Raw genomic sequence first — 24,601 nt, forward strand, 5'->3', positions numbered from 1 at the left:
GCGCCTTCGGGCGCCCTTTTTGCATTTGGATTCAACGCCGGAAAAAATCTTAAAAAAAAATTCGCAACCCCGTGGAACCATTTATCCGGCTGCGCATTTTACGGGTGTCGAAAGCTATCCGAATGGAGAAATCCACGAGGAAAAGCCAAGACAAAAAAAGCGCTCCCCCATCCTCAAACGAGATGCGGGGAGCGTTTTTGTTTTCCAGCTAGTATTTTGATTTCGTGTAATTTTTCGATTTCTCGCAACCAATCCGGAACAGTCTCGTTGTCGAGGGCAAACGAACCTCGAAACAGGAGATGCGGCCATGGTGAACAAGGACCAGATCAAGGGCGTTGCCAAACAGGCCAGCGGCGCCGTCAAGGAAGCCGCCGGCAAGGTAACCGGCAACAAGAAGACCCAGGCCGAAGGCACGGCCGAGAAAATCGCCGGCAAGGTCCAGAAGGGCTACGGCGACGCCAAGGAAAAGATCAAGGGCGCGCTCTGATCTCCTTCACGAGCGTCCTTTGAGAAAAGGCGGCGCCCAGCGCCGCCTTTTCCACGTTTGGTGCCGGCGTACTCGTGCATCTTTGCCAGATGTGCAGCTTCCCGCAGGGCACCTCACCGCTTCGGTTCAAAACCCTTCCATGCAGAGTGTGAGCACGCCTGCATTCTGCGCCGCCTTGGCCATCGACATGGCGCCGGAATAAGAAGCAACAGTGAAAGCAGCAAAGCGCTCCGGGTCGGTTTGGCGGTCTTCCGTACCGCGTTCCTGATCGTGCCTGATCTTTTCGGCGATGGCCTGCTGCCATGCGTCGAAAATTTGTGCCAGCGCGGCGCGAAACTCCGGGTCGGCCAGCGACAATTCATGCGCAAGGTTGTTGAGCGGGCAGCCGCGCACAAACCCCTGCTGTTCGAGTTCCCCTGCCACTGCGGCAAAAACCTGCCGCACCCCTTCCCGCGCCGTGCCTGCCGCCTCGACCGGCCCGATCCAGGTTTCCGCAACCGCCGTCGCAACCCTTTCGTTGATAACGGCCAACCCGAGCGCCTTCTTGGTCGGGAAATGGTGATGCAGCGCCCCGCCCGACACGCCGGCCGCCTGCATCAGGTCGCCCAGGCTCGTTGCGTTGTAACCACGCGCCTGAAACGCTTCTTCTGCAACATCCAGCACCTTCTGGCGCATGCCTTCGGGGTCGTTGGTGCGGGTTCTGGTTCGTACAGCTTTTGCCATTCGATTTTCTCTGGCCACAGGAAACAGTCGCAAAAATACCATATTGACAAAACCGGGCAACCGGTTTGTTATTAAAACAGGTCAACCGGTCTGTTTTGAAGAGAGAAAGATGTCCGAACACCCAAGCGTAACGCTCGCAACCGCCACCGAACTATTCTCGCCAGTCGTCGAACTGCGGCAATACACGCTGCATCCCGGCAGGCGTGACGAATTGATCGACGTTTTCGACACGCATCTGGTCGAAACCCAGGAAGCGACCGGCATGAAGGTCATCGCCCAGTTTCGCGATCTCGACCGGCCCGACCATTTCGTCTGGTTGCGCGGGTTCGATGACATGGCCGCTCGCAAGGCGGCGCTTGAGGCCTTTTATGGCGGACCCGTCTGGGCTGCTCACAAGGATGCAGCCAACGCCACCATGATCGATTCCGACGATGTGCTGCTGCTCAAGCCGGCGTGGCCGGCCAGCGGCTTCGATCTTTCGGGCAAGGTGCGCGATCTGCCTGAAAAGGCGCAAGCGGAAACATTGATCACGGCCACGATCTGCCACATCAAGCCGGCATCGGAAGCCGAGTTCATTGCATTGTTCGAAAGCGAGACCATCCCTCTCCTCGCTCGTCTCGGCGCTCCGCTCCTTGCCGGGTTTGTCACCGAGCATGCCGAAAACACCTTTCCACGCCTGCCGGTCAGGAGCAGCGAGAACGTCTTCATCGCTTTCCAGATTTTCGAGAGCGCGAAAGCGCATGCTCTTTATGAGGTTGCATTGAATTCAGACCCATCATGGGTTGATAGCCTGCTGCCTCGGCTTCTGGGTCATTTTTCCGGACCTGTGCAACGGCTTCGCCTCGTGCCGACCGAGCGTTCGCTCCTTTGAACCGATTAGGATTGGCCTTGCCTCCATTCTTCACTTGAAGCCCATTGTGCAAAGCGGTAGGCCGTTGCCGGCATTGAAAAATTTCCGGGAGACGGGTCCGTGAGCGCAGGCAAGACAAGAACCGAAACCGACACGTTCGGACCGATCGAAGTGGCGAGCGACCGCTACTGGGGCGCGCAGGCCCAGCGCTCGCTCGGCAACTTCAAGATCGGCTGGGAAAAGCAGCCTCTGTCGGTCGTTCGCGCGCTCGGCATCGTCAAGCGGGCAGCCGCCGAAGCCAATATGGAACTGAAGCGGCTCGACCCCGTGGTTGGCGAGACGATCGTCAAGGCGGCGCAGGAAGTGATCGACGGCAAGCTCAACGATCATTTCCCGCTCGTCGTCTGGCAGACCGGTTCCGGCACCCAGTCGAACATGAACGCCAATGAAGTCATCTCCAACCGCGCCATCGAGATGCTGGGCGGTGTGATGGGCTCGAAGAAGCCGGTCCATCCCAACGACCACGTCAATATGAGCCAGTCGTCCAACGACACCTACCCGACGGCTATGCACATCGCCTGTGCCGAGCGGATCGTCCATGATCTGCTGCCGGCGCTGAAGCACCTTCATGCAGCCCTCGACGCCAAGGCGAAGGAATTCGACCACATCATCAAGATCGGCCGCACCCACACGCAGGATGCGACGCCGCTGACGCTCGGCCAGGAGTTCGGCGGCTATGCCGCGCAGGTTGCCTCCTCGATCAAGCGCATCGAGTTGACGCTGCCGGGCCTGTGCGAACTGGCCCAGGGCGGCACCGCCGTCGGCACCGGGCTCAACGCTCCTGTCGGCTTTGCCGAAAAGGTTGCCGAGCGCATCGCAGCGATCACCGGCATCGATTTCGTCACCGCGCCGAACAAGTTCGAGGCGTTGGCGGCGCACGACTCCATGGTGTTCTCGCACGGCGCCATCAATTCGGCGGCTGCCGCCCTGTTCAAGATCGCCAACGACATCCGCTTCCTCGGTTCGGGCCCGCGCTCGGGTCTCGGCGAGTTGTCGCTGCCGGAGAACGAGCCCGGCTCGTCGATCATGCCGGGCAAGGTCAATCCGACCCAGTCCGAGGCGCTGACGCAGGTATGCGTGCAGGTGTTCGGCAACAACGCTGCCCTCACCTTCGCCGGCAGCCAGGGCCATTTCGAGCTCAACGTCTATAACCCGCTGATGGCCTACAACTTCCTCCAGTCGGTCCAGCTCGTGGCCGACGCCGCGATCTCGTTTACCGACAACTGCGTCGTCGGCATCGAGGCGCGCGAGGACAACATCAAGGCGGCACTCGACCGTTCGCTGATGCTGGTGACGGCACTTGCCCCGACGATCGGCTACGACAACGCCGCCAAGATCGCCAAGACCGCGCACAAAAACGGCACCACGCTGCGCGAGGAAGCTGTCGGCGGCGGCTATGTCAGCGACGCCGACTTCGACCGCCTGGTGCGGCCGGAAGACATGACGCGGCCGGGATAAAGCGCAAAATCATTCTCATCGTGAACGATGTGTCGACAAATTCGAGGCTTTGGTGAACAGCCGGGATCGTCTATCTTAAGGGCATAAACCTCTTATGGAGACTAGCATGTCCACCAACTCTTCCGCCGCCGACTCCGGCATCGCTGCTAACGCCTCGGCCGCCATTCTGGTCGGACGTGTTCTGATATCCATCCTGTTCATTCTCGCCGGCTTCGGCAAGCTGACCGCAATTGCCGGCACCGCCGGCTTCTTCGAAAGCCTTGGCCTACCGGCACCGACGGTTACCGCCGTCGTCGTTGGCCTCGTTGAATTCTTTGGCGGCCTTGCCGTCTTGGTCGGCTTCAAGACCCGCATCGCTGCAATCCTGCTCGCCGTCTTCACGCTGGGCGCAACTGCAGTCGCCCATCTCGACTTCTCGCAGGCTGGCAATGCGCTGATGCTGCAGAAGAACCTCGGCCTCGTCGCCGGCTTTATTTTCCTCGCCGTCATCGGCGCAGGCGCTTACTCGATCGACGGACGTGGCCGCTAATCCGGCTGCATGAATTGCAAAAGGCCCGGAGCGATCCGGGCCTTTTCTTTTGCGGCATCATCGAGTGACATTTTTCGCATCAGGGCGCATTCTGCGTCATTGACGCGGATACGCCGATGCCGACCAACATTGCGCTGCTTCTCGCCCGGCTCCTGCTTGCGGCCCTGTTTATCCCGGGCGGCTATGGCGCGCTCACCAACATCGCGGGGTCGGCCAGCTATTTCGGCGGGCTTGGCTTTCCCCTGCCCACCCTCGTCGCCTGGAGCGTCGGGCTTTTCGAGCTGATTGCCGGCCTGCTCATCCTCGTCGGCTTCCAGACCCGTCCGGCGTCGCTGCTGCTTGCAGCCTTTTCAGCGGCCGCCGGGGTAATCGGCCATTACGGCCAAGGCGGCGGCGATCCGGCATTGGTCTTCATGCATTCGCAGGCGCTAATGAAGGATATCGCGATAGCCGGCGGCTTTCTGGCGCTCTCGGTTGCGGGCGCGGGCGCATTCTCGATCGACGCCAAACGCAGTTGAAAAACGCTACTTTACCGGAACGGCGACCTGCTCGCCCTCGATCATCAGTTCCAGCCTGCGTCCCGTCAGCCGGGCAAGCTGGGCCAGACGCCCCGCAGGCCGTTCGCCGGTGAGGCCGGCATGCGACTTCGGAATAACCAGCGCCAGCGCGCCATTGTCGCGATTTTCCCACCGAAGCTGCGGAATCACGCCCGGCATGGAGGCCGAAAACAGATAGACGACGCGCAGCATCGCGCCGAGCAGCCGCGCACGCTCGATGTAGCGCGGCGGCACCAGCGCAAGCAGTTCGGCCGCCGCTCCGTCGTTGAAGATGCCTTCATGCCGGTAAAGATTGGCCAGCGCCAGGAACACGCGGCCCGGATGATCGACGCCGATGAAGGAGGCATGGGCAATAATGTTCAGCGACTGCTTGCCACGGTATTCCGGATGCGCGCGCCAGCCGATATCGGCGAGAAGGCAGGCGGCATGGCGATAACGCACTTCGTCCTCAGTCTCGTCGATGCCGAAGGCCGCGAAGGACTGGCCGGTCCATTGCACCAGTTCGTGGGCATGCATGACCGACCGTGCGCGCAGCCGCGCCAGTTCCTCGGAAGCCGAAATGAGCGGGTCTGTGCGCTGTTCGGCGCGCGACAGCAATGAATAGAGAAAACCTTCCCGCACGCCGAGCGCCGATACCACGATCTTCGACGGCTTCATCGCCGTGATGATTTCCAGCAGCACCGCCGCACCATAGGGCAGCAGCGCGCGACGGTTCTTCGAGATGCCCTCGATGCCCTTCATCTTGTCGATGTCGCCCTTGGCGACCTGCCGCAGGAACGGCAGCGAGCTTTCGATGCCCATCTCGTAGTGGTGCATCACGTTGAGCGGATAGTTGATCGTGTTCATGTGGAGGCGGGCGAGGTTTCGCCACGTGCCGCCCACGGCATAGAACACCTGGCCCTGTCCGGCCTTGAGCAGCTTGGCGCGCGCGAGTTCGTCCCGCGCGATCTTGGCGGCGGCCAGCGGCGAATTCTTCGACATATCCTGCAGGCGCAGGCCGCCGAGCGGCAGCGTTATGCCCTGGCCTATCGTCTCGCCATCGACACCGACCAGTTCCAGGCTGCCACCGCCAAGGTCGCCGGCAATGCCCTTTGCCGGATGAAAGCCGGAAATTACGCCCAGTGCCGAGTAATGCGCTTCCTCGCGCCCGGTGAGCACCCGGATTTCGGTACCGAGAATCTGTTGCGCCCGGTGAATGAAGTCTGGTCCATTCTCGGCCTCGCGCGCCGCAGCCGTGGCGATCACGTGCAGTTCCTCCGCACCCGCCTGATCCGACAGGGCGCGAAAACGCCGGAATTCCTCCACGGCGCGGGTCACGCCCTCCGGGTCAAGCCTGCCGGTCGAAACGATGCCGCGGCCGAGGCCGGCCAGCATCTTCTCGTTGAACAGAACCGTCGGAGAACGGGATATGCCTTCATACACGACAAGGCGGATCGAGTTCGACCCAATGTCGATGATGGAAATCGGCCGGCGATCCTGAAGCCGACCCTGGGATTGTGCAATCATCAGCTACCGGTTGCGCTGGATTTCTTGCGCCGCTTGAACTGCGCGATGCGCTTGGGCGCATGCGATTTCAGTGCATCTCCCCGTCCCGACAGGCTAGGATTCGTCATGAAATATTCCTGCGCGTTGAACGGCTCTTCCCCCTCGTCCAGCACTATGCGCCGCGAGGTACCGTCAGCCAATACTTCGAAACTTTGCTGGTTGTCCATGATGTTTCCGAGCATGATCTGGCCAAGCACCTGTTCATGCACAGTTGGATTGGTGATCGGAACCATGGTTTCGACGCGGCGGTCGAGGTTTCGCGGCATCAGGTCGGCCGAACTGATGTAGACGATGGCATCGTCCGAAGGCAGGCCATGGCCGTTGCCGAAGCAATAGATCCGGCTGTGTTCCAGGAAGCGGCCGATGATCGATTTCACCCGGATATTTTCCGAAAGTCCCGGAACCTGAGGCCTCAGGCAGCAAATGCCGCGCACGACCAGATCGATCTCCACCCCTGCCCGGCTGGCGTCGTAGAGCGCATCGATGATCATCGGATCGACCAGCGAATTCATCTTCAGCCAGATCTGGGCGGGCCGGCCTTCCAGAGCGTGAGCAACCTCATCGGAAATATGTTTCAGTATCCGGCTCCGCAGCGTCAACGGCGACATCGCCAGGTGCATCTCATCGGCCGGCTCGGCATAACCGGTGATGAAGTTGAAGAGCTGCGCGACATCGTGGGCGATGAACGAATCGGTCGTGAAGAACGACAGATCAGTGTAGATGCGGGCTGTGATCGGGTGATAATTGCCGGTGCCGAGATGGACATAGTTGCGCAGGCGATTGTCCTCACGGCGCACCACCAGCGACATCTTGGCGTGCGTTTTCAGCTCGATGAAGCCGAATACGACCTGCACGCCGGCACGCTCCAGATCGCGCGCCCAGCGGATGTTAGCCTCCTCATCGAATCGCGCCTTCAGCTCGACCAGCGCCGTGACTGACTTGCCGGCCTCAGCCGCGTCGACCAGCGCGCGCACGATCGGGCTGTCGTTCGAGGTCCGGTAGAGCGTCTGCTTGATCGCCACGACATCGGGATCGGCAGCAGCCTGGCGCAGGAACTGCACCACCACGTCGAAGGATTCGTAGGGGTGATGAACAATGAAGTCCTTCTCCCGGATCGCCGCGAAGCAATCGCCGCGATGGTCGCGAACGCGCTCGGGGAAGCGCGGATTGTAGGGCGTGAATTTCAGGTCGTCGCGTGGCACGGCGACAAGTTCGGAAATCTGGTTCAACGCCAGCGGCCCGGTCAGCACGCTGATGCGCGAAGACGAAACGCCGGTTTCGCCGGCAACGAATTCACGAAGCTCCTTGGGCATCTGGCCATCGAACTCGATACGGATCACCGAGCCGCGACGACGGCGTTTCAGTGCGGTCTCGAACAGCCGCACCAGATCTTCCGCCTCTTCCTCGACCTCGATATCGCTGTCTCGGATGATGCGGAACGTGCCTGAACCCTTGACCTCATAACCGGGGAAGAGCTTGCCGACGAAGATGTTCACCGTCTCTTCGATCGGAATGAAGCGCACGCTGTTCTTGCGATCCGGGAGACGAATGTAGCGTTTCAGCGCAGTCGGCAAACGCAGTAGCGCGTTCATTTCCTCGCCGTTCTTGCGATGACGCAATTGCAGGGCGATCGAGAAGCCGAGGTTGGGAATGAACGGGAAAGGATGCGCCGGATCGATCGACAGCGGCGTCAAGACCGGGAAGACCTGTTCCTGAAAATGGTTCTCAAGCCAGGTTTTCTCATCCTTGGTCAGCGCATCGCCGGTGATGCTCTCGATGCCTTCCTTTTTGAGTAGACCGATCAGGCCCGAAAGGCTCGTCTGCTGGTCCTCCTGCAGACGGCCAACCTCGACCAGAAGCTGTTCGAGTTGCTGCTCGGGCGTGCGGCCGTCAGGACTCTTGATGGCGATGTTTTCGCGGATCTGTCCGGCAAGACCGGCAACGCGTACCATGAAGAATTCGTCGAGGTTGGCGGCCGAGATCGACAGGAAGCGAACACGCTCGAGAAGCGGATGGTTCGGGTTCTGCGATTCCTCAAGAACGCGGCGGTTGAACTGGAGCCATGAGAACTCACGGTTGACGAAACGGTCCGGGTTGCCTGCGGACGCATCGCCGTCGGCGGTGCTGACGGTGGTGAATTCGGCCTGGACCGGTCTTAGCTCGTTCATGTCCCTCTTTATCCTTTATGCGACCACAGCCGCTTATTCGGCTCAGCTTATCTCCTGACAGGGTTTTGCGACAGTTTGATTTCACACGGCTTGCAAAGAGATTGGCTATGCTACAAACAGCCGTTAAAAGCGTGAGCGACAGACAGGAGAAAGCCATGGCCGGCGGTTCCATTCCACACTTCCAGAACGATGCAGGTCATGCCGTGATCGAGATCGGCGTGAAGGAATTCATGTGCGTGGGCGCAAACCCGCCCTTCGACCATCCGCATGTCTTCCTCGACATGGGTGCCGACTCCGAAAAGGTCTGCCCCTATTGCTCGACGCTGTACCGCTTCAACGGCACGCTGAAGGCCAGCGAGACCCGCCCGGAAAACTGCCTCTACGCCGTTCGCGCCGCCTGACCGGCGCGGCTTGCGGCGATTGATCCGGTGGATATCTCTCACTCCGGAAAGATCGTCGTCGCGGGTGCGGGCATTGCCGGGCTGACGGCAGCGCTTGCCTTTGTGCGTAGCGGCTTTGCCGTGGACGTCTTCGAGCGTTCGGAAAAGCTCGAGGAAGCCGGCGCCGGCATACAGCTCTCGCCCAACGCCACACGCATCCTTGATAATCTAGGCGTGCTGGAATTTTTGCTACCCAAGGCGGTGCAGCCTGAAGCCGTCATCCTTCGCGACGCAAAGACCCTTAAAGCACTTGCCCGCGTACCGCTGGGCGCGATGGCGCAGAAACGCTGGGGTGCTCCCTATATCGTAGCGCACCGTGCCGATCTGCAAGCTGCTCTGCTGGACGCAGCCAAACGCCAGCCGCTCATTCAACTGATCACCAATGCGACCGTCCGCAGCGCTACCTCACAGGATGGCCTTGCCTCCGTCGCGGTGGAGCAGTCGGGCACGGTTGATCGAACCACCGCTTTCCTTGCCGTCGGCGCGGACGGCGTGTGGTCGGCGCTACGCGATGGAGCGAGCGCAAAGAGCCGGTTTACCGGCGAACTCGCCTGGCGCACGATGATCGACAGCAAAAGTCCGCAAGGGCGTGCCTTTGCCGAAATCAGCGCTGCGGATTGCGTAAACGCATTCCTTCATCCCGGTTTTCACCTCATCGCCTATCCCGTGCGCGGCGGTGCGGCCTTCAACATTGTCGCCTTCACGCCGGGAAAGCGTATCGCCGAAAGCTGGGCCGGCGCTGCCGATGCCTCGATCCTGAAGCAAGCCATGCGTAACACCGCCCCGGCGCTGGCACGCTTGGCCGACGAAGCCGGGCCTTGGACGGCATGGCCGATCCATACGGTCGACCCGAAAGCTCCCTGGACCGCGCCGGCCTCGGCCCTCATCGGCGACGCAGCGCACGCGATGACACCCTTTGCCGCTCAGGGTGCCGCGATGGCCATCGAGGACGCAGAAACGCTTGCCGCCTTCGTGGCCGCCACACCGGACGATCTGCCTGCCGCCCTCGCCGCCTGGGAAGCATCGCGCCGCCCCCGCATCGAGAAAGTCGCGCGGCGCGGCGCCTTCAACCATTTCGCCTGGCATGCGAAGGGCCCGGTCGCGGTCGCCCGCAATCTGGTTCTAAGGACGCGCTCGCCCGAAAAACTCGCCGCCGATCTTGACTGGCTTTACGGCTGGAAACCGCCGGGCCGGTAGCTTTCAATTGTGCAGCCGAAGCGAGTAACCTAGCGTGACCGGGAGCGGGTTCCACCAGCCCGTCTGCAAGCCGGCCGCCCGCAGCGCTCCTGCCGTCCAGGTGTTGCAGCCGACCAGGGCGTTGAAATAGCCATTGGCTTCGAAGAAGGCGTCGTAGTCGCCGTAAGCCGCGCCCTCGATCAGTTCGGGGCCGTTCGCGCTGTGCCGAAAGCCTTGCTCAATAAAGGCCAGCAGGCGCTGGAAGCCCGCTTCGCTGATTTCATAGGCGGCAACTGCCGGATTTGGCTCCGGGATGTCACCGGCGACTTCTACATGCATGGCCGAATTGTCGAGCGTCAATGCGCGGAACACCGGTCCGGCGCTAAGCTCCGACCATGTCGGCGTGCCGATGTAGAATGCCCGGCTGCCCCAGCCGAATACGAGATAGCGTGCTTCTGGCAGGTCGACGGGCAGACCCGCCTCGTGCAAGAAGCCGAAGCGTTCCAGTAAATCATCGTCGATCGGGATGGCAATATCGGTGTGGATCGGGTTGGTCAGCACGAGGATTCGGCGAAGTGGCGCCTGCCCTGTCTCGCCGGATTGAAGCAGCGGTCGCGGGATAAGCGTCCCCAAGACCACTGCTACGAAAACCGCCAGCAACAAGACGCCGGCGAAGCGGATAATTCGTTTCATCGAAGCCGAACCGATCCCGAGCGCGACCTCAATGGCCATTGCACTTGCTTACGCAAGAAGCCCGACCGAGTTTCAGCCGGGCTTCTTTCATGATCGAGAGCGCGCGCCGAATGCGCGTACCAAAAGATCAATGCAGGATTTGCGACAGGAACAGCTTGGTACGCTCATGCTGCGGATGATCGAAGAACTCCGCCGGGGTGTTCTGCTCGACGATCTGGCCCTGATCCATGAAGATCACCCGGTTGGCGACTTTCCGGGCAAAACCCATCTCGTGGGTCACGCACAGCATGGTCATGCCTTCCTCGGCAAGGCCCACCATGGTTTCCAGCACTTCCTTGATCATTTCCGGATCGAGCGCCGAGGTCGGCTCGTCGAACAGCATGATGCGCGGGTTCATGCAAAGCGATCTTGCGATCGCCACGCGCTGCTGCTGGCCGCCTGAGAGCTGGCCCGGATATTTGTTGGCCTGCTCGGGGATTTTCACCCGCTTCAGGAAATGCATGGCGATTTCTTCGGCCTGCTTCTTCGGCGTCTTGCGCACCCAGATCGGCGCCAGAGTGCAGTTTTCCAGGATCGTCAGATGCGGAAACAGGTTGAAGTGCTGGAACACCATGCCAACCTCGCGGCGGACCTCGTCGATCTTCTTCAGATCGTTGGTTAGCTCCTTGCCGTCGACGATGATCTTGCCCTTCTGGTGCTCTTCCAGACGGTTGATGCAGCGGATCATCGTCGATTTGCCGGACCCCGAAGGCCCGCAAATGACGATGCGCTCGCCGCGCATGACCCGAAGATTGATGTCCTTCAGGACGTGGAAATCGCCATACCATTTGTGCATGCCGACAATGTCGATGGCGACATCGGTATCCGAAATCTGCATCTTGCCGAGATCGACCTTGATCTCCTCGGCGCTGACTGCGTTTTCTATGGCCATTGGCCTTCCCCTTTATTTATCTTTTGTGGCCGGTATCGAGGCGTCGTTCCATGTAAATGGAATAGCGCGACATGCCGAAACAGAACAGCCAGAAAACGAAGCCGGCAAAGACCAGCCCCGAAATCGGCGTCTGCGGCGAGGCCCAGGAGGCGTCCGAAAAGTTCAGGCGCACCACGCCGAGCAGATCGAACATGCCGATGATGTAGACCAGGCTGGTATCCTTGAAGAGGCCGATGAAGGTGTTGACGATGCCCGGGATGACCAGCTTGAGCGCCTGCGGCAGGACGATCAGTCCCGTCTTCTGCCAATAGCTCAGGCCTAGCGAATCGGCACCCTCATACTGCCCCTTCGGAATTGCCTGCAAACCGCCGCGCACCACTTCCGCCATATAGGCCGACGCAAACAGCGCCACGCCGATAAGTGCCCGCAGCAGCTTGTCGAAGGTCATGCCTGCCGGCAGGAACAGCGGGAACATGACGCTGGCCATGAACAGCACCGTCACCAGTGGAATGCCGCGGACCGCTTCGATGAAGATCACGCAGATCATCTTGACGACCGGCATTTTCGAACGCCGCCCGAGCGCAAGCACGATGCCGAGCGGCAGCGAGACCGTGATGCCGACGAAGGACAGGACCAGCGTCACCAGCAGGCCACCCCAGAGCGGCGTCTCGACATGCGGCAGGCCGAACCAGCCGCCGGACATCAGAATGTAGGCGACGATGGGAAACACGCCAAAAAGCAGAATTGCATTCAGGCCCTTGCGAGGGATGCGCGGAACCATCATCGGTACCAGCAGCGCCACCAACATGATGACGGTGAGGATGAGGCGCCAGTGCTCTTCGGCCGGATAGCGGCCGAACATGAACTGCGAGAACTTCGCGTTGACGAAGGCCCAGCAAGCGCCGGACCAGCCGTCGGGTTGTATGCCGCCCTGCGCTATGGTCGAGCAGAAGGTGCGGTCGGTGCCCGTCCACTGGGCGCTGATGAACGCCCAGTTGATAAATGGCGGGATGACGAAGGCAACCACCAGCAAACCGATGAGCGTCAGCGCGGAATCGAACGGGGTGGCGAACAGGTTCTTGCGAACCCATGCGCCAAGCCCGGTCACGCCCGCCGGCGCCGGCTCGGCAGCCGCCAATTCGGCACGGACGTAGGAAAGATCGTGTTTCTGCATGACCTTACCTCTCCACCAGCGCCATTTTGGCGTTGAACCAGTTCATGAAGGCCGACGTCACCAGGCTGAGGCCGAGATAGACGACCATCCAGATCACCACGACCTCGATCGCCTGGCCGGTCTGGTTCAGCACCGTTCCGCCCGTCGCGACAAGATCGGGATAGCCGATCGCGATGGCAAGCGATGAGTTCTTGGTCAGGTTCAGATACTGGCTGGTGAGCGGCGGTATGACGATGCGCATGGCCTGCGGCACTACCACCTGCCTGAGCGTCTGCGCGGGTCGCAAGCCGAGCGCAAAGGACGCTTCGCTCTGCCCCTTGTTCACGCCCATGATGCCTGCGCGCACGATCTCGCCGATGAAGGCGGCCGTATAGAAGGACAGAGCGAGATAAAGCGCCAGAAACTCCGGCTTCACCTGGAAACCGCCGGTCAGGTTGAACGTGGATTGCTTCGGAAAATCAAAGCTCAACGGAAAACCGCTGAAAATGAACGCCAGCAGTGGGAGACCGACGATCAACCCGATGGAAGTCCACAGGATCGGAAATGTTTGTCCCGTCGCCATCTGGCGCTGACGAGCCTTGCGCGCGACGAACCACGACATCGCGATCGCAAGCACAAAGGCCACCAATATCAGCCAGGAACCCTCGCCCCAGATTGCCTTCGGAAAGTAAAAGCCACGACCATTGAGAAACGAGCCGAACGGCAGGTGAATGCTGTCGCGCGGTGGCGGCAGCACCGAAAGCACGCCGAAATACCAGAAGAAGATGACCAGCAGCGGCGGGATGTTGCGGAACACCTCGACATAGACGGTCGAGATCTTGCGGATCAGCCAGTTTCGCGACAACCGGCCGATGCCGACCAGAAAGCCGAGAATGGAGGCCGTGATGATGCCGGCGACGGCAACGACGATGGTGTTCAGCAGGCCGACGATAATCGCCCGTCCGTAGGTGGAGTCGGACGAATATGCGATCAGGCTGTCGCTGATGTCGAAGCCGGCCCGTCCGCGCAGAAAGCTGAAGCCGGATGCGATGTTGGCGCGGCGCAGGTTTTCGACGGTGTTGCCGACAATCCAGTAGATCGCCGCCGCAAGGAGGGCCACCACGACAATCTGGAAGAAAATGCCGCGGATTTTAGGGTCGTTCATAAGCGAGACGCGGCTGCCTGCGTCCCGGCCAAGTATTTCCTGGGATGCCATTTAACCGTCCCCTGATGTGAGAAACCGGAAGGCGGAGAATCCGCCCTCCGGATAGTTCTCGATCAGCGGATCGGCGGAGCGTACTGCAGGCCGCCCTTGGTCCACAGCGCGTTGATGCCGCGCGCGATCTTCAGCGGGCTGCCGGCGCCGACGTTCTTCTCGAACATTTCGCCGTAGTTTCCGACTGCCTTGATGATGTTGACGACCCAGTCGTTCGACACACCGAGATCGGTACCGATCTTGGTGTCTGCCTCGGTGCCGAGCACGCGCTTGATCTCGGGGCTGCCGGAGTTCTTCATCTCGTCGACATTGGCCTGGGTGATGCCAAGCTCTTCAGCCGACAGCAGCGCGAAATAGGTCCACTTGACGATGTGGTACCACTGGTCGTCGCCCTGGCGGACGGCAGGTCCAAGCGGCTCCTTCGAGATGATCTCGGGCAGAACGACGTGATCGTCCGGCGCGCCGAGCGTCAGGCGGATGCCATAGAGGCCCGACTGGTCGGTCGTGTAGGCATCGCAACGGCCCGCGTCATAAGCGGCGTTGACCTCTTCGAGCTTCTCGAAGACGACCGGGTTGTACTCCATCTTGTTCGCCTTGAAGTAGTCGGCGAGATTGAGTTCGGTGGTCGTGCCCGACTGCACGCAGACGGCAGCGCCCGAAAGCTGGAGCGCGGAATTCACGCCCGGCAGCTTCTTGGCGTTGATCATGAAGCCCTGGCCGTCATAATAGGTGACGCCGGCGAAGTTCAGACCGAGCGCGGTGTCGCGGTTGATGGTCCAGGTCGTGTTGCGCGACAGGACATCAATTTCGCCAGACTGAAGCGCGGTGAAACGTTCCTTGGCGCTGAGCGGCGTGAACTTGACCTTGGTGCCGTCGCCGAAGACCGCAGCCGCCACGGCGCGGCAGAAGTCGGCATCGATGCCGGTCCAGTCGCCCTTGTCGTTCGGCGCGGAAAAGCCGGCCAATCCGGTGCTGACACCGCACTGCACGAAGCCCTTCTTCTTGACATCATCGAGCGTTGCCGCAGATGCGGCCGAAGCCAGCAGCCCCAATGCGGCAGCGCCCAAAATGACTTTTACGGAGTTTTTCATAACCCACAGACCCTTTTCTGTTGTTGTTCGGGAACTTGCCCCGTTTTTTTCCCGTGCGGAAGCAGCGTTGGCATTCCGGCCCATTTCCGAAACGCGGCATCGAAGCGGATGCGCTCGCAGCACTCACAATCACGAACTGCATCGAAAGCGATTATGTCCGTGAGGTCAAGCACAATGACCGGATGAAGGGGAAATTGAAAACCATATGCCCAAAACCGACATTTAGAGGGTATTTTCCGCCTTTGAATTGCCCTCGCGGCGGGTCTTTATCCGCCGCATGAACTTGGCTGGAGCAACAAAGTTCGAGACTGGCCAAGCCCCGTCTCGGTTGCGCCGTTCAACCCGCCGCTTTATGCCTGTCAGCCTCTTATCGAAGCGGGGAAGATATGGCCAAGCGAGACTACACAGACATGGGTATCAACACGCGCCTGGCGCATGCCGGCAACGACCCGCGCGACTATTTCGGCTTCGTCAATCCGCCGGTCGTGCACGCTTCCACCGTTCTGTTTCCAGACGCCGCCACGCTGGCGGCCCGCGCGCAAAAATACACCTATGGAACGCGCGGCACGCCAACCACCGATGCACTCGCAAACGCCATCGACGAGCTTGAAGGCTCGGCCGGCACCATCATAGTGCCTTCGGGGCTCGCCGCCGTCACGGTGCCGCTGCTTGCGTTCCTGTCGGCCGGCGATCACGTGCTGATCGTCGATTCGGTCTATCATCCGACCCGCAATTTCGCCGACACCATGTTGAAACGGCTTGGCGTCGAGGTAGACTATTACGATCCCCATGTCGGCGCCGGCATTGCCGCGCTGATGAAGCCGAAGACCAAGGTCGTGTTCACCGAATCGCCAGCCTCCAATACGTTCGAAATGCAGGACATCCCGGCAATCGCCAAGACGGCGCATGAACGCGGCGCCGTCGTCATGATGGATAACACCTGGGCAACGCCGCTCTATTTCAAGCCGCTCGACCACGGCGTCGATGTCTCGATCCACGCCGCGACCAAATATCCGGCCGGGCATTCCGATCTGCTTCTCGGCACGGTCTCGGCCAACGCCGCATCATGGGAAAGGCTGCATCAGGGCTTCCTGACGCTCGGCTGCTGTGCCGCACCCGACGATGTCTATCAGGTGCTGCGGGGCCTTCGCACCATGGGCGTGCGGCTGGAGCGCCATCAGGAAAGCGCGCTTGAAATCGCGCGCTGGCTGGAAAAGCAGCCCGGCGTCGCCCGCGTGCTTCATCCCGGTCTCGAAAGTCATCCGGGCCATGCCATCTGGAAGCGCGATTTTTCAGGCTCCAGCGGCATCTTTTCCGTGGTGCTCTCCGGCGGCGGCCAGAAGCAGGCGCATGCCTTCCTCGACGCACTCGAAATCTTCGGCCTCGGCTATTCCTGGGGCGGCTATGAAAGCCTTGCGGTCCACGTCTTCCTCGGCGACCGCGTCGTCGCCAAGGGGCCGTATGAGGGGCCGATCCTTCGCCTGCAGATCGGGCTTGAGAACGTCGAGGATATCAAGGCCGATATCGCCAAGGGGCTGGCTGCGGCGGCAGCGGCGAAGGATTGAGGCGGCAACGCCTCCCCGCTACTTCGCCTTCGATGCCCGCACCCTGTCGGGCATCCCATCGTGGTCGCCCAATGGGCGCCTTGGGTGATCGTCCCACCAGTCGTCGCGCATCGCCTTGCGTTCGAGGTTGACCGGGTAGACGATTCGGTTCTCCGCCTTGGCCGTCTCGCCCACGACCAGCAACCGAACTTCAGTCTCGGTGTTGTTCAGGAAACTGTGGGCGAGCCCCGTGCCTGCCGGAAAGCCGACCCCGTCGCCCGGCTTGAGCCGATGCAGCCGACCGTCCAGCCAGACATCGGGTTCGCCCTCCAGCACATAGACGAATTCCTCCTCCGCACTTTCGGCATGCGGAAAGGATGTGCGCCGGCCCGGCAGCAGCCGCTCATGATGAATGCCGAGCCGCTCGAGGCCGAAATGCGCGCCTAAGGCAGCGTTGATGCTGCGCGGCTCGTCCGTTCCCTTGAACGTCTCACCGTCAGGGTTTTCGATATCGGTCCAGTGGGCGATGGGAAGGTCGGGGTTCGGCAATGTCATAAGCGTTTCCTGCCTGTGTCTGTGCGGCTTTCGGCTGCGAACGTTCCGCCATGAACGCAGAACCAGACAGGAAGCTGTCGTGCGGCGGGCATTTCCATAAGTTGAACGATGACACCTGTCTGGCTAGAACGAAATAGCATCTTGTTGATTTGTAGCCTGCAGGATACTAAATTGGTGATTGCCGTTCATTACACGACCGAGTTTGAGGAATGGCTGGATGGCTTACGAGACAGGCAGGCGCGAAGCCGAATTATGGTGCGCATCGAGCGCGTCAAAGAAGGCAATCTCGGCGACCACAAATTCTTCGACGGGATCGGCGAACTACGTTTGGTCTTCGGCCCCGGCTACCGGATGTATTTTGTTCGAAAAGGCGACACGGTCGTGATCCTTCTATGCGGGGGCGACAAGGCATCTCAAAGTCGCGATATCGAGCGCGCAAAGGAACTGGCAAAAGGAGTTGGATAAATGGCTCTACAGACAAAGAAATGGGACGTTGCCAACTTCCTCAACACCAGGGAGGATGTCGTCGCCTACCTTGATGCCGCACTCGAAGAGAACGACGCGGCTTTCTTCGCCAAAGCCCTTGGTGACGTAGCCCGCTCACATGGCATGACCCAGATCGCGAAGACAGCCGGCGTCTCCCGCGAAAGCCTGTACAAGGCACTCAGCGTCGATGGAAACCCGGAGTTCGCCACCATCATGAAAGTGATGAGCGCGCTCGGTCTGCACATGACCGTCGAATCGGCCGACAAAGCGGCATGATTCCTGCCACCTCGACTTAAAAATCCGAAAGACAGAAACCTAAGTTATTGAATTATTGGCGATCCCGACAGGATTCGAACCTGTGACCATCGGCTTAGAAGGCCGGTGCTCTATCCAGCTGAGCTACGGGACCGCGACCCCTCAGCACACAAACCGGCTCGTTCGCGGTTCAGTGTGTCCAGGGAATCTTGCGGTCGAAGCGGAAATTCTCCGCATAGGAAATCTGGCGCCGCTTGGCTTCCTTCGGCTCCTGAACGCGAAAAACGAGGCCGTGCTTCTCGGCATAGGCGACTGCCTCTTCCTTCGAACCGAAGGTAAGGCGAATCTGGCTCTTCATGTCACCGGAAGTCGTATAGCCCATCAACGGATCGATCTTTCGCGGCATGGCCGGATCGAACTCGAGAACCCAGAGACCAGTCTTGGCCTTACCCGACTGCATCGCCGTCTTGGCAGGGCTGAAGATGCGCGCGGACATGTTTCCCTCATCGTTTTGGTCGGAGTGGAGAGATTCGAACTCCCGACCCTCTGGTCCCAAACCAGATGCGCTACCAGACTGCGCTACACTCCGAACGATGCAGTCCATAGGGTTTGCCGGTTTGGAAGGCAAGCCCGGAAAACACAAAATCCCGATTTGGTGTCACAAGAACGATCTCGAATGGAACCCGCGCCGCGTCGAGGCGTTAGCCGATGCATAGTTTATGCCTAGTTCAGACGACGGCTGGGCCGTCAATTACGGAGAAGGGTTATGGCTTCATCGGTTCTCATCGGCATCCTGATTACGTTTCTTGTAATCATACTGGTGCTCTATCTCGTTCAGCGGCTTCCGATCGACGGGCGCATGCGCCAGATCGTTCAGCTTATCGTCATCGTCATCGGCATCATCTCTCTGCTGAAGTATCTCGCAGTGTTTTGATCGCGGGAAAACGTTTTCGACAGACTAGTTCGGGAACGATCCGGCTTGACGACCGTTCCTGAACCTCCCCTATACAAGGAAATCCTTTATGGCCGACACACCCAGCTCAGAAGATATTCAGAAGGCTCTCGAAAAGCAGATCGCCGAGCTTCGCAAGGAGATAACGAAGATCAACAAGACGGTCTCGGCACGCAGCGCCGAACTGGTCGACGATGCCCGCGAACAGGCGTCCAGTCTCTACGAAAGCGCCTCGGACCGCGCCTCCAAGGCAACGCAGCAGCTTCGCACGCAGGCCCAGGCCGTTTCCGAGGTCGCCCGTGAAAACCCCGGAACCACCACGGCCGTGCTCGGCTTCGTCGGCATAGTCGGCTTCCTGCTTGGCATAGCCGTCGGACAAGCGAGCAGCGAGCCACGGCGTCGCTGGTACTGATCTTCTCGATCGAAAAACAAAAGGCCGGAATTACCGGCCTTTTTCCTATCCCAGAACTTCAAGAACGGGCCATATTCATGCAGCAAAACAGGCTTTATCTCATAATCGGCGCACTTGCCGTCGCAGTCATTGCGCTTGGCATCTACGTCTATCGCGAAGAATCGAAGCCCTCGGGCGTCGAACTGCGGATCGACGATTCAGGTGTATCGGTTCAGGAGAACTGACGCGCAGGCGACAAGATGCCGGCGGCCCTCGATACAGCGCGCGCTCACGGACGGGCGCGCCGCTCCATCAAGGTCTTGAAGAGCGGATAGCAGAACACCGCCACGATGGCGCCGGTTACGGTCCATCCAAGCGCCGCGCCGCCCAGCAGTTCCTGGCCGATGTAAGCGCCGGCAAAACACCCGATCACAGCAGCCAAGACTTTGAGTAGCAGTCCGTTGTTGGTCATGCGCGAATCCCCACCCCTTGAAAAATCAAAGGTGACCAGAAATGGCGCTGACCGGCAAGCGCCACTACAAGTCGAACATGCGAATGCGTTCACAACCTGTCCGCCCTCATAAGCACTCGGCGCCTCTCGACATAACGCGGCCAGCCTGCACACTATTGCGCGCAGTCAGGGAGGACGCATGCCAGTCATCGATATCTATTTCGCCCAGTTGACCGACATTTTCAGGATCGGTCTGCTGATTGCGCTCTTGCTAACCGCAGCCAACACCGCCCAGGCGCTGAACCGCTGGATACCGATTGCGCTCGGGCTGGTATTCGTGGCCGTGCTCATACCGACGAGCTTCGGCGCGAAGGAGGGTCAGGACACAGCGACCGCGATCGCCGTAGGTCTGTTTTCGAACGCCACGATTCTTGCCGTGCTCTTGGCGGCGCAGCAGGTCTATCGCCGCCTCGCCCGCTAAAGCAGCCTTAAATCTCGAACTCTGCCTGTCCCTGGTCGAGTGCATTCAGTGTCTCGGCGGCGAGCGCACGGGTGATGCGCGTCTTCTGTTCGAGTGCAGCGCGGTCGAGCCTGTCGACGACGCGGATCGCGGTGGACAGCGAGCGTTCGATGCGCCTGACCAGAAACTGCACGACGTTCTGATCGACCTCGATCTGGCGGTCGGCGAAGAGCTTGGTGATGACGCCGGCCAGAAGCAGGTCGTCCGGCTCGTCGATCTCTATGGTTGCCGCAGCCTTCAGCCGCGATGCGAGGTCCGGCAAGGTCACGCCCCATGCGGCCGGAAAGCGCCGGGACGTGAGGAGCAGTTGCGTGCCGGTCGCGCGAACCTGGTTGATGAGATGAAACAGGCCGTTCTCGTCGAGAAGCCGGTCATCCGCATCGTCGATCACCACCGGCCGCGTGCCGTCGATTTCAGCGACGTGTTTCTCGATATCGGCAGCCTTGAGCGGCAAGGCATGAGAGGTATCGCGCCAGATCGCGGCGAGATGCGATTTTCCCGAACCTGCCGGCCCCGCGAGAACCACCACAGGCGAAGGCCAATCGGGCCAGCGGTCGACCAGCGAAACGGCCTGTGCGTTGGCCTGCGACACCACGAGATCGTCGCGCGAATAGCCCGGCGTATGGCCGAGATCGAGCGGCAGCTGGCGCGGTTTTTCCGGCTCACGCATGGCAGATCACGGCCTAGCCATCGGCGCGCGGCGCTCTGGCCGTGCGGGCCGGTTTTGCCTCCGCGACCTCGGGATGGCCCTTGTAGAGCGGCGACTCGAGATATTGCGAAATCCCGAAGCGCACGAGAACGCCGATTGCCGCTGCGGCTGGCACGGCGATAAGCAGGCCGACAAAGCCGAACAGCGCGCCGAAGGCGAACAGCGCAAACATCAGCCAGACCGGATGCAGGCCGACACTTTTGCCGACGAGGCGCGGCTGGAGGATGTTGCCTTCGATGAATTGGCCGGCGAAGAACACGCAGGCCACCGCCACCACCATGATCCAGTCCGGCCAGAACTGCACGAAGGCGAGGCCCACCGACAGCACCAGCCCGACCAGCGAGCCGACATAGGGAATGAAGCTGATAAGCCCGGCAAACAGGCCGATCAGCGCCCCGAACTTCAGGCCGGTCAGCGTCAGGCCGGCGGCATACATCAGGCCGAGAACGAGGCAGAGCGTGCCCTGCCCGCGCACGAAACCGGCGGTGGCGGAATTGATGTCCGTTGCGATCTGGCGAACGGTCTTGACGTGGTCGCGCGGCACCCAGCGATCGACGGTCGCGACCATGCGGTCCCAGTCCAGCAGCATGTAGAAGGCGACGACCGGCGTCACCACGAACAGGCTGGCGATGGAAAACAGCGCCATGCTGGAGCTCCAGATCGACTTGAACACAGTCGTCAGGAAGCCGAAGCCGGTGGTCGCCAGCGAATTCAGGCCCTCGCGCAGGTCGTTGGCATTGACGCCGAAGCGCTGCTCGATCCATTGCGGGTCGAAACTGGTGATGAGGCCCTGCAACTGCGTCAGATATTCCGGCAGCTTGGTGATGAAATCCGAAAGCTGCGAGGCCAGTATCGGTATCAGGATGACGAGCCCAATCACCACGATGATGAGAAAGGTGATCAGGATCAGGATCGTCGCCATGAGACGCGACAGTCCGAGCCGCTGCAGCCGGTCGGCCACCGGGTCGAGGAAATAAGCAAGCACCATGCCGGCTACGAAAGGCAGGAGAACGTCGCTGAACAGGTAGATCAGCAGCGCAAGCACGAGCGCCGTAATGATCCAGAACCGTATCTGCCGGCGGAACGCCGTTGCCGACGGATCCTCCTGAGTCACCTCAACCGTTTGGATTTTCGCTTTCGCCATAACCATTCATGTGCCTCAGCCAGTCCACGAGATAGGCCGCTGCCGAAGCGACGGTCAAGAGCCCGGACAGGAATATCAGACTGAACCGAATGAGGTCGTAATTCGTTCCAAAGGCCAGTTCGCCAAGCACGAAGGCGGCAAGAACGATCTGCACTGCCGTGTTGGCCTTCGAAACCATCAGCGGCTTCATCGCCACGGGATTTGCCATCACGGTCGACAGAACGACCGCGCAGATGATCAGCGCATCGCGCGAAACCGCCGCGACGACCAGCCACAGCGGCAGTTCGCCCATGAAGCCGAGCATGACGAAGACGCTGACCAGAAGCAGCTTATCGGCCATCGGGTCGAGATAGGCGCCCAGTTCGGTGCGCTGGTTGAAATGACGCGCGACGAAACCGTCGACGCCATCCGACACGCCGGCGATGACGAAACCGGCAAGGGCCCAGTCGGTGCGGTTGCTCAAAAGGGCGTAGATAACGCCCGGCACAAGCACGAACCGCAGAATCGTGATCATGTTCGCGACGGTCACGACGTCATTACCTCCCCGCATTCTCCCAACATACCGAGCCTGATACATGGTCAGGCCCGACTCTGCCTGCAAGATACCAGAGCGGGACAGACTTCTGTCCACGATTTTTGCCGCCTAAAGTCGCATCGCTTTTGCCCCACTTCTTGCAGGGCGGGGCGGTTCATGCGAAGAGCCGCCCTTGAACCGTCGACAGTCAAAGGAACAGCCATGAGCGGCCAGAAGAACGGGCTCACCTATGCGCAGGCAGGCGTCGACATCGATGCCGGCAACCTCATGGTCGAGAAGATCAAGCCGCTGGTGCGCTCGACGCGCCGGCCCGGCGCCGATGGCGAGATCGGCGGCTTCGGCGGGTTGTTCGACCTGAAGGCTGCAGGCTTTACCGATCCGGTGCTGGTCGCCGCCAATGACGGCGTCGGCACCAAGCTGAAGATCGCCATCGAGGCCGGCAAGCACGACACGATCGGCGTCGACCTTGTCGCCATGTGCGTCAACGACATCGTCGTGCAGGGTGCGGAGCCGCTGTTCTTCCTCGACTATTTCGCCACCGGCAAGCTCGACCCCGAGCAGGGCGCGTCCATCGTCGGCGGCATCGCCGAGGGCTGCCGGCAGGCCGGTTGCGCGCTGATCGGCGGTGAGACGGCGGAAATGCCGGGCATGTACCAGGAAAAGGACTACGACCTTGCCGGCTTCGCCGTAGGTGCTGCCGAGCGCGACCAGTTGCTGCCGACCGACGACATCGTCGAAGGCGACGTGCTGCTCGGGCTCGCCTCGTCGGGCGTCCATTCCAACGGCTTTTCGCTGGTTCGTCGCATCGTCGCGACAAGCGGCCTCGGCTGGAACGACCCTGCCCCCTTTGCCGACGACCGTACGCTGGCCGATGCGCTGCTGGAACCGACCCGCATCTATGTGAAGTCCGTACTCAAGGCGATCCGCGGCACGCATGGCATCAAGGCGCTGGCCCATATCACCGGCGGTGGCTTCCCCGAAAACATCCCGCGCGTGCTGCCGCAGGATTTTTCCGCCGAGTTGGACCTCGACGCCATCGAAGTGCCGCCAGTCTTCTCCTGGCTCGCCAAGACGGGCGGCGTGGCTGCCAATGAAATGATGCGCACCTTTAACTGCGGCGTCGGCATGATCATGGTCGTCGCATCGGGACAGGCAGCGCAGGTCGCCGCCGTGCTACAGGAAGCCGGCGAGACCGTTTCGCCCATCGGCCGCATCGTGCCGCGCCGCGATACCGGCGTCATCTATCGAGGTGCCATCGCCCTATGACCCGCAAACGCATCGTCATCATGATCTCCGGGCGCGGCTCCAACATGGCCGCGCTGATCGAAGCTTCCGACGACCGCGCCTTCCCGGCCGAGATCGTCGGCGTGGTCTCCGACAAGGCCGACGCGCGCGGCCTGCAACTGGCCACATCGAAGGGCATCCCGACAGGCGTCGTTGCGCGCGGCGATTTCGCCAGCAAGGACGCGCATGACGCGGCCATCGACAAGGAGCTCGCTGCCTTCGGCGCCGAGATCGTCTGCCTGGCCGGCTATATGCGGCTCCTGACGCCCGGTTTCGTCGCGAAATGGCAGGGAAAGATGATCAATATCCACCCTGCCCTGCTGCCGTCCTTCAAGGGTCTGGATACGCATCAGCGCGCGCTGGACGCCGGCATGCGCATCCATGGCTGCACCGTGCATTTCGTGACAACGGAAATGGATGACGGCCCGATTATCGCGCAGTCTGCGGTTCCCGTTCTGATCGGCGATGACGAAAAGACGCTGTCGGCCCGCGTTCTGAAAGCCGAGCACCATCTTTTCCCGCTTGCACTGCGCATGGTTTGCGAAGGCAAGGCCAGCATGCAGGACGGCAAGACGGTGTTTTCGGACATCGAGCATGTCGAGCAGATTGCAACGGCGTTCGTATCATCGCCAAGTGCTGTTCGCGAAGCGGTTGATCTCGAGGCACTGGCGCGCTTCACGCCCTGATCTGCCAAGGGC

General features: G+C 60.8%; 30 protein-coding genes and 2 tRNA genes. 16 read left to right on the top strand and 16 right to left on the bottom strand.

Annotated elements, in window-relative coordinates; genetic code table 11:
• Positions 1–307: 307 nt before the first annotated feature.
• Entirely contained in the window at positions 308–487 is a 180-nt protein-coding gene (locus tag WBQ96_RS03630) for a CsbD family protein (RefSeq protein ID WP_175544277.1), read from the top strand.
• Positions 488–613: 126 nt separating this feature from the next.
• Here the strand turns inward: WBQ96_RS03630 and WBQ96_RS03635 are convergent, their stop codons facing one another.
• Positions 614–1,162, bottom strand: coding sequence for a TetR/AcrR family transcriptional regulator (locus WBQ96_RS03635; protein WP_336548178.1), 549 nt, complete (start codon positions 1,160–1,162; stop codon positions 614–616).
• Positions 1,163–1,319: 157 nt separating this feature from the next.
• Here WBQ96_RS03635 and WBQ96_RS03640 point away from each other — a divergent pair, with 157 nt between their 5' ends.
• The 4 genes from WBQ96_RS03640 (at position 1,320) to WBQ96_RS03655 (ending at position 4,625) form a co-directional block, all read left to right on the top strand.
• Positions 1,320–2,081: an NIPSNAP family protein gene (locus WBQ96_RS03640; RefSeq protein ID WP_336547493.1), complete on the top strand. Its 762-nt coding sequence runs from the start codon at positions 1,320–1,322 to the stop codon at positions 2,079–2,081.
• A gap of 99 nt (positions 2,082–2,180) precedes the next feature.
• On the top strand, positions 2,181–3,578 hold the full coding sequence (gene fumC / locus WBQ96_RS03645; RefSeq protein ID WP_336547495.1) for a class II fumarate hydratase: 1,398 nt from the start codon (positions 2,181–2,183) through the stop codon (positions 3,576–3,578).
• Positions 3,579–3,684: 106 nt separating this feature from the next.
• A complete protein-coding gene (locus tag WBQ96_RS03650) occupies positions 3,685–4,107 on the top strand; it encodes a DoxX family protein (protein ID WP_336547497.1) in 423 nt (140 codons plus the stop codon).
• A 116-nt stretch (positions 4,108–4,223) separates the two neighbouring features.
• On the top strand, positions 4,224–4,625 hold the full coding sequence (locus tag WBQ96_RS03655) for a DoxX family protein (RefSeq protein ID WP_336547499.1): 402 nt from the start codon (positions 4,224–4,226) through the stop codon (positions 4,623–4,625).
• Between the two features lie 6 nt (positions 4,626–4,631).
• Here the strand turns inward: WBQ96_RS03655 and ppx are convergent, their stop codons facing one another.
• The gene (ppx, locus tag WBQ96_RS03660; RefSeq protein ID WP_336547501.1) at positions 4,632–6,170 is read right to left on the bottom strand and encodes an exopolyphosphatase; all 1,539 of its coding nucleotides are present in this window, start codon (positions 6,168–6,170) and stop codon (positions 4,632–4,634) included.
• Complete coding sequence (locus WBQ96_RS03665) at positions 6,170–8,377, bottom strand: RNA degradosome polyphosphate kinase (RefSeq protein ID WP_336547503.1); 2,208 nt, start codon at positions 8,375–8,377, stop codon at positions 6,170–6,172. Before WBQ96_RS03665 ends, ppx begins: the two co-directional genes overlap by 1 nt.
• Before the next feature lie 155 nt (positions 8,378–8,532).
• Between WBQ96_RS03665 and WBQ96_RS03670 the strand changes: the two genes are divergently transcribed.
• Entirely contained in the window at positions 8,533–8,778 is a 246-nt protein-coding gene (locus WBQ96_RS03670) for a zinc-finger domain-containing protein (protein ID WP_336547504.1), read from the top strand.
• Between the two features lie 27 nt (positions 8,779–8,805).
• Positions 8,806–10,014 (top strand): FAD-dependent monooxygenase, encoded by a 1,209-nt coding sequence (locus WBQ96_RS03675; protein ID WP_336547506.1) that lies wholly within the window; start codon positions 8,806–8,808, stop codon positions 10,012–10,014.
• Between the two features lie 3 nt (positions 10,015–10,017).
• On the opposite strand, the gene WBQ96_RS03680 is transcribed toward WBQ96_RS03675, so the two are convergent.
• The 5 genes from WBQ96_RS03680 to WBQ96_RS03700 form a co-directional block, all read right to left on the bottom strand.
• Complete coding sequence (locus WBQ96_RS03680; protein ID WP_336548180.1) at positions 10,018–10,686, bottom strand: TIGR02117 family protein; 669 nt, start codon at positions 10,684–10,686, stop codon at positions 10,018–10,020.
• 127 nt (positions 10,687–10,813) lie between these two features.
• On the bottom strand, positions 10,814–11,563 hold the full coding sequence (locus WBQ96_RS03685; RefSeq protein WP_205826780.1) for an amino acid ABC transporter ATP-binding protein: 750 nt from the start codon (positions 11,561–11,563) through the stop codon (positions 10,814–10,816).
• Positions 11,564–11,633: 70 nt separating this feature from the next.
• The gene (locus tag WBQ96_RS03690; RefSeq protein WP_336547510.1) at positions 11,634–12,791 is read right to left on the bottom strand and encodes an amino acid ABC transporter permease; all 1,158 of its coding nucleotides are present in this window, start codon (positions 12,789–12,791) and stop codon (positions 11,634–11,636) included.
• 4 nt (positions 12,792–12,795) lie between these two features.
• Positions 12,796–13,986 (bottom strand): amino acid ABC transporter permease, encoded by a 1,191-nt coding sequence (locus tag WBQ96_RS03695; RefSeq protein ID WP_336547511.1) that lies wholly within the window; start codon positions 13,984–13,986, stop codon positions 12,796–12,798.
• A 62-nt stretch (positions 13,987–14,048) separates the two neighbouring features.
• Positions 14,049–15,077: an amino acid ABC transporter substrate-binding protein gene (locus WBQ96_RS03700; protein ID WP_336547512.1), complete on the bottom strand. Its 1,029-nt coding sequence runs from the start codon at positions 15,075–15,077 to the stop codon at positions 14,049–14,051.
• Positions 15,078–15,463: 386 nt separating this feature from the next.
• Here WBQ96_RS03700 and WBQ96_RS03705 point away from each other — a divergent pair, with 386 nt between their 5' ends.
• The gene (locus tag WBQ96_RS03705) at positions 15,464–16,642 is read left to right on the top strand and encodes a cystathionine beta-lyase (RefSeq protein WP_336547513.1); all 1,179 of its coding nucleotides are present in this window, start codon (positions 15,464–15,466) and stop codon (positions 16,640–16,642) included.
• 18 nt (positions 16,643–16,660) lie between these two features.
• On the opposite strand, the gene WBQ96_RS03710 is transcribed toward WBQ96_RS03705, so the two are convergent.
• Positions 16,661–17,176 (bottom strand): cupin domain-containing protein, encoded by a 516-nt coding sequence (locus WBQ96_RS03710; protein WP_336547514.1) that lies wholly within the window; start codon positions 17,174–17,176, stop codon positions 16,661–16,663.
• Positions 17,177–17,347: 171 nt separating this feature from the next.
• On the opposite strand from WBQ96_RS03710, the gene WBQ96_RS03715 reads away from it, so the two are divergent.
• Positions 17,348–17,641: a type II toxin-antitoxin system RelE/ParE family toxin gene (locus WBQ96_RS03715; RefSeq protein WP_442920793.1), complete on the top strand. Its 294-nt coding sequence runs from the start codon at positions 17,348–17,350 to the stop codon at positions 17,639–17,641.
• Complete coding sequence (locus WBQ96_RS03720) at positions 17,642–17,938, top strand: addiction module antidote protein (protein ID WP_336547515.1); 297 nt, start codon at positions 17,642–17,644, stop codon at positions 17,936–17,938.
• 56 nt (positions 17,939–17,994) lie between these two features.
• On the opposite strand, the gene WBQ96_RS03725 is transcribed toward WBQ96_RS03720, so the two are convergent.
• The 3 genes from WBQ96_RS03725 to WBQ96_RS03735 all read right to left on the bottom strand — a co-directional run bounded on the left by WBQ96_RS03725 (position 17,995) and on the right by WBQ96_RS03735 (position 18,506).
• Positions 17,995–18,071 (bottom strand) — tRNA-Arg (locus WBQ96_RS03725).
• A 36-nt stretch (positions 18,072–18,107) separates the two neighbouring features.
• Positions 18,108–18,413, bottom strand: coding sequence for an ETC complex I subunit (locus WBQ96_RS03730; protein WP_336547516.1), 306 nt, complete (start codon positions 18,411–18,413; stop codon positions 18,108–18,110).
• A gap of 16 nt (positions 18,414–18,429) precedes the next feature.
• Positions 18,430–18,506 (bottom strand) — tRNA-Pro (locus WBQ96_RS03735).
• A 177-nt stretch (positions 18,507–18,683) separates the two neighbouring features.
• Here WBQ96_RS03735 and WBQ96_RS03740 point away from each other — a divergent pair.
• The 3 genes from WBQ96_RS03740 (at position 18,684) to WBQ96_RS03750 (ending at position 19,505) form a co-directional block, all read left to right on the top strand.
• Complete coding sequence (locus tag WBQ96_RS03740) at positions 18,684–18,851, top strand: Thivi_2564 family membrane protein (protein WP_091912120.1); 168 nt, start codon at positions 18,684–18,686, stop codon at positions 18,849–18,851.
• 88 nt (positions 18,852–18,939) lie between these two features.
• The gene (locus tag WBQ96_RS03745; protein WP_336547519.1) at positions 18,940–19,281 is read left to right on the top strand and encodes a hypothetical protein; all 342 of its coding nucleotides are present in this window, start codon (positions 18,940–18,942) and stop codon (positions 19,279–19,281) included.
• 77 nt (positions 19,282–19,358) lie between these two features.
• Positions 19,359–19,505 carry a hypothetical protein gene (locus WBQ96_RS03750; protein WP_336547521.1) on the top strand — a complete coding sequence of 49 codons (147 nt, stop codon included), beginning with the start codon at positions 19,359–19,361 and terminating at the stop codon, positions 19,503–19,505.
• 44 nt (positions 19,506–19,549) lie between these two features.
• Here the strand turns inward: WBQ96_RS03750 and WBQ96_RS03755 are convergent, their stop codons facing one another.
• Positions 19,550–19,732 (bottom strand): hypothetical protein, encoded by a 183-nt coding sequence (locus WBQ96_RS03755; RefSeq protein ID WP_091912125.1) that lies wholly within the window; start codon positions 19,730–19,732, stop codon positions 19,550–19,552.
• A gap of 178 nt (positions 19,733–19,910) precedes the next feature.
• Between WBQ96_RS03755 and WBQ96_RS03760 the strand changes: the two genes are divergently transcribed.
• Positions 19,911–20,192, top strand: coding sequence for a hypothetical protein (locus tag WBQ96_RS03760; protein WP_165119716.1), 282 nt, complete (start codon positions 19,911–19,913; stop codon positions 20,190–20,192).
• Positions 20,193–20,199: 7 nt separating this feature from the next.
• Here the strand turns inward: WBQ96_RS03760 and hdaA are convergent, their stop codons facing one another.
• The 3 genes from hdaA to WBQ96_RS03775 are packed head-to-tail and all read right to left on the bottom strand — an operon-like array spanning position 20,200 to position 22,613.
• Positions 20,200–20,901, bottom strand: coding sequence for a DnaA regulatory inactivator HdaA (gene hdaA, locus WBQ96_RS03765; RefSeq protein WP_336547526.1), 702 nt, complete (start codon positions 20,899–20,901; stop codon positions 20,200–20,202).
• Positions 20,902–20,914: 13 nt separating this feature from the next.
• Positions 20,915–22,084: an AI-2E family transporter gene (locus WBQ96_RS03770; protein WP_336547528.1), complete on the bottom strand. Its 1,170-nt coding sequence runs from the start codon at positions 22,082–22,084 to the stop codon at positions 20,915–20,917.
• Positions 22,056–22,613: a CDP-alcohol phosphatidyltransferase family protein gene (locus WBQ96_RS03775; protein ID WP_165119713.1), complete on the bottom strand. Its 558-nt coding sequence runs from the start codon at positions 22,611–22,613 to the stop codon at positions 22,056–22,058. Before WBQ96_RS03775 ends, WBQ96_RS03770 begins: the two co-directional genes overlap by 29 nt.
• 207 nt (positions 22,614–22,820) lie before the next feature.
• On the opposite strand from WBQ96_RS03775, the gene purM reads away from it, so the two are divergent.
• Positions 22,821–23,885 (top strand): phosphoribosylformylglycinamidine cyclo-ligase, encoded by a 1,065-nt coding sequence (gene purM / locus WBQ96_RS03780; protein WP_336547530.1) that lies wholly within the window; start codon positions 22,821–22,823, stop codon positions 23,883–23,885.
• A complete protein-coding gene (purN, locus tag WBQ96_RS03785; RefSeq protein ID WP_336547532.1) occupies positions 23,882–24,589 on the top strand; it encodes a phosphoribosylglycinamide formyltransferase in 708 nt (235 codons plus the stop codon). The genes purM and purN overlap by 4 nt, the downstream gene beginning before the upstream one ends.
• Positions 24,590–24,601 lie beyond the last annotated feature (12 nt).

Source organism: Mesorhizobium sp. CCNWLY176, assembly GCF_037153935.1.
Lineage (GTDB): Bacteria > Pseudomonadota > Alphaproteobacteria > Rhizobiales > Rhizobiaceae > Mesorhizobium_M > Mesorhizobium_M zhangyense.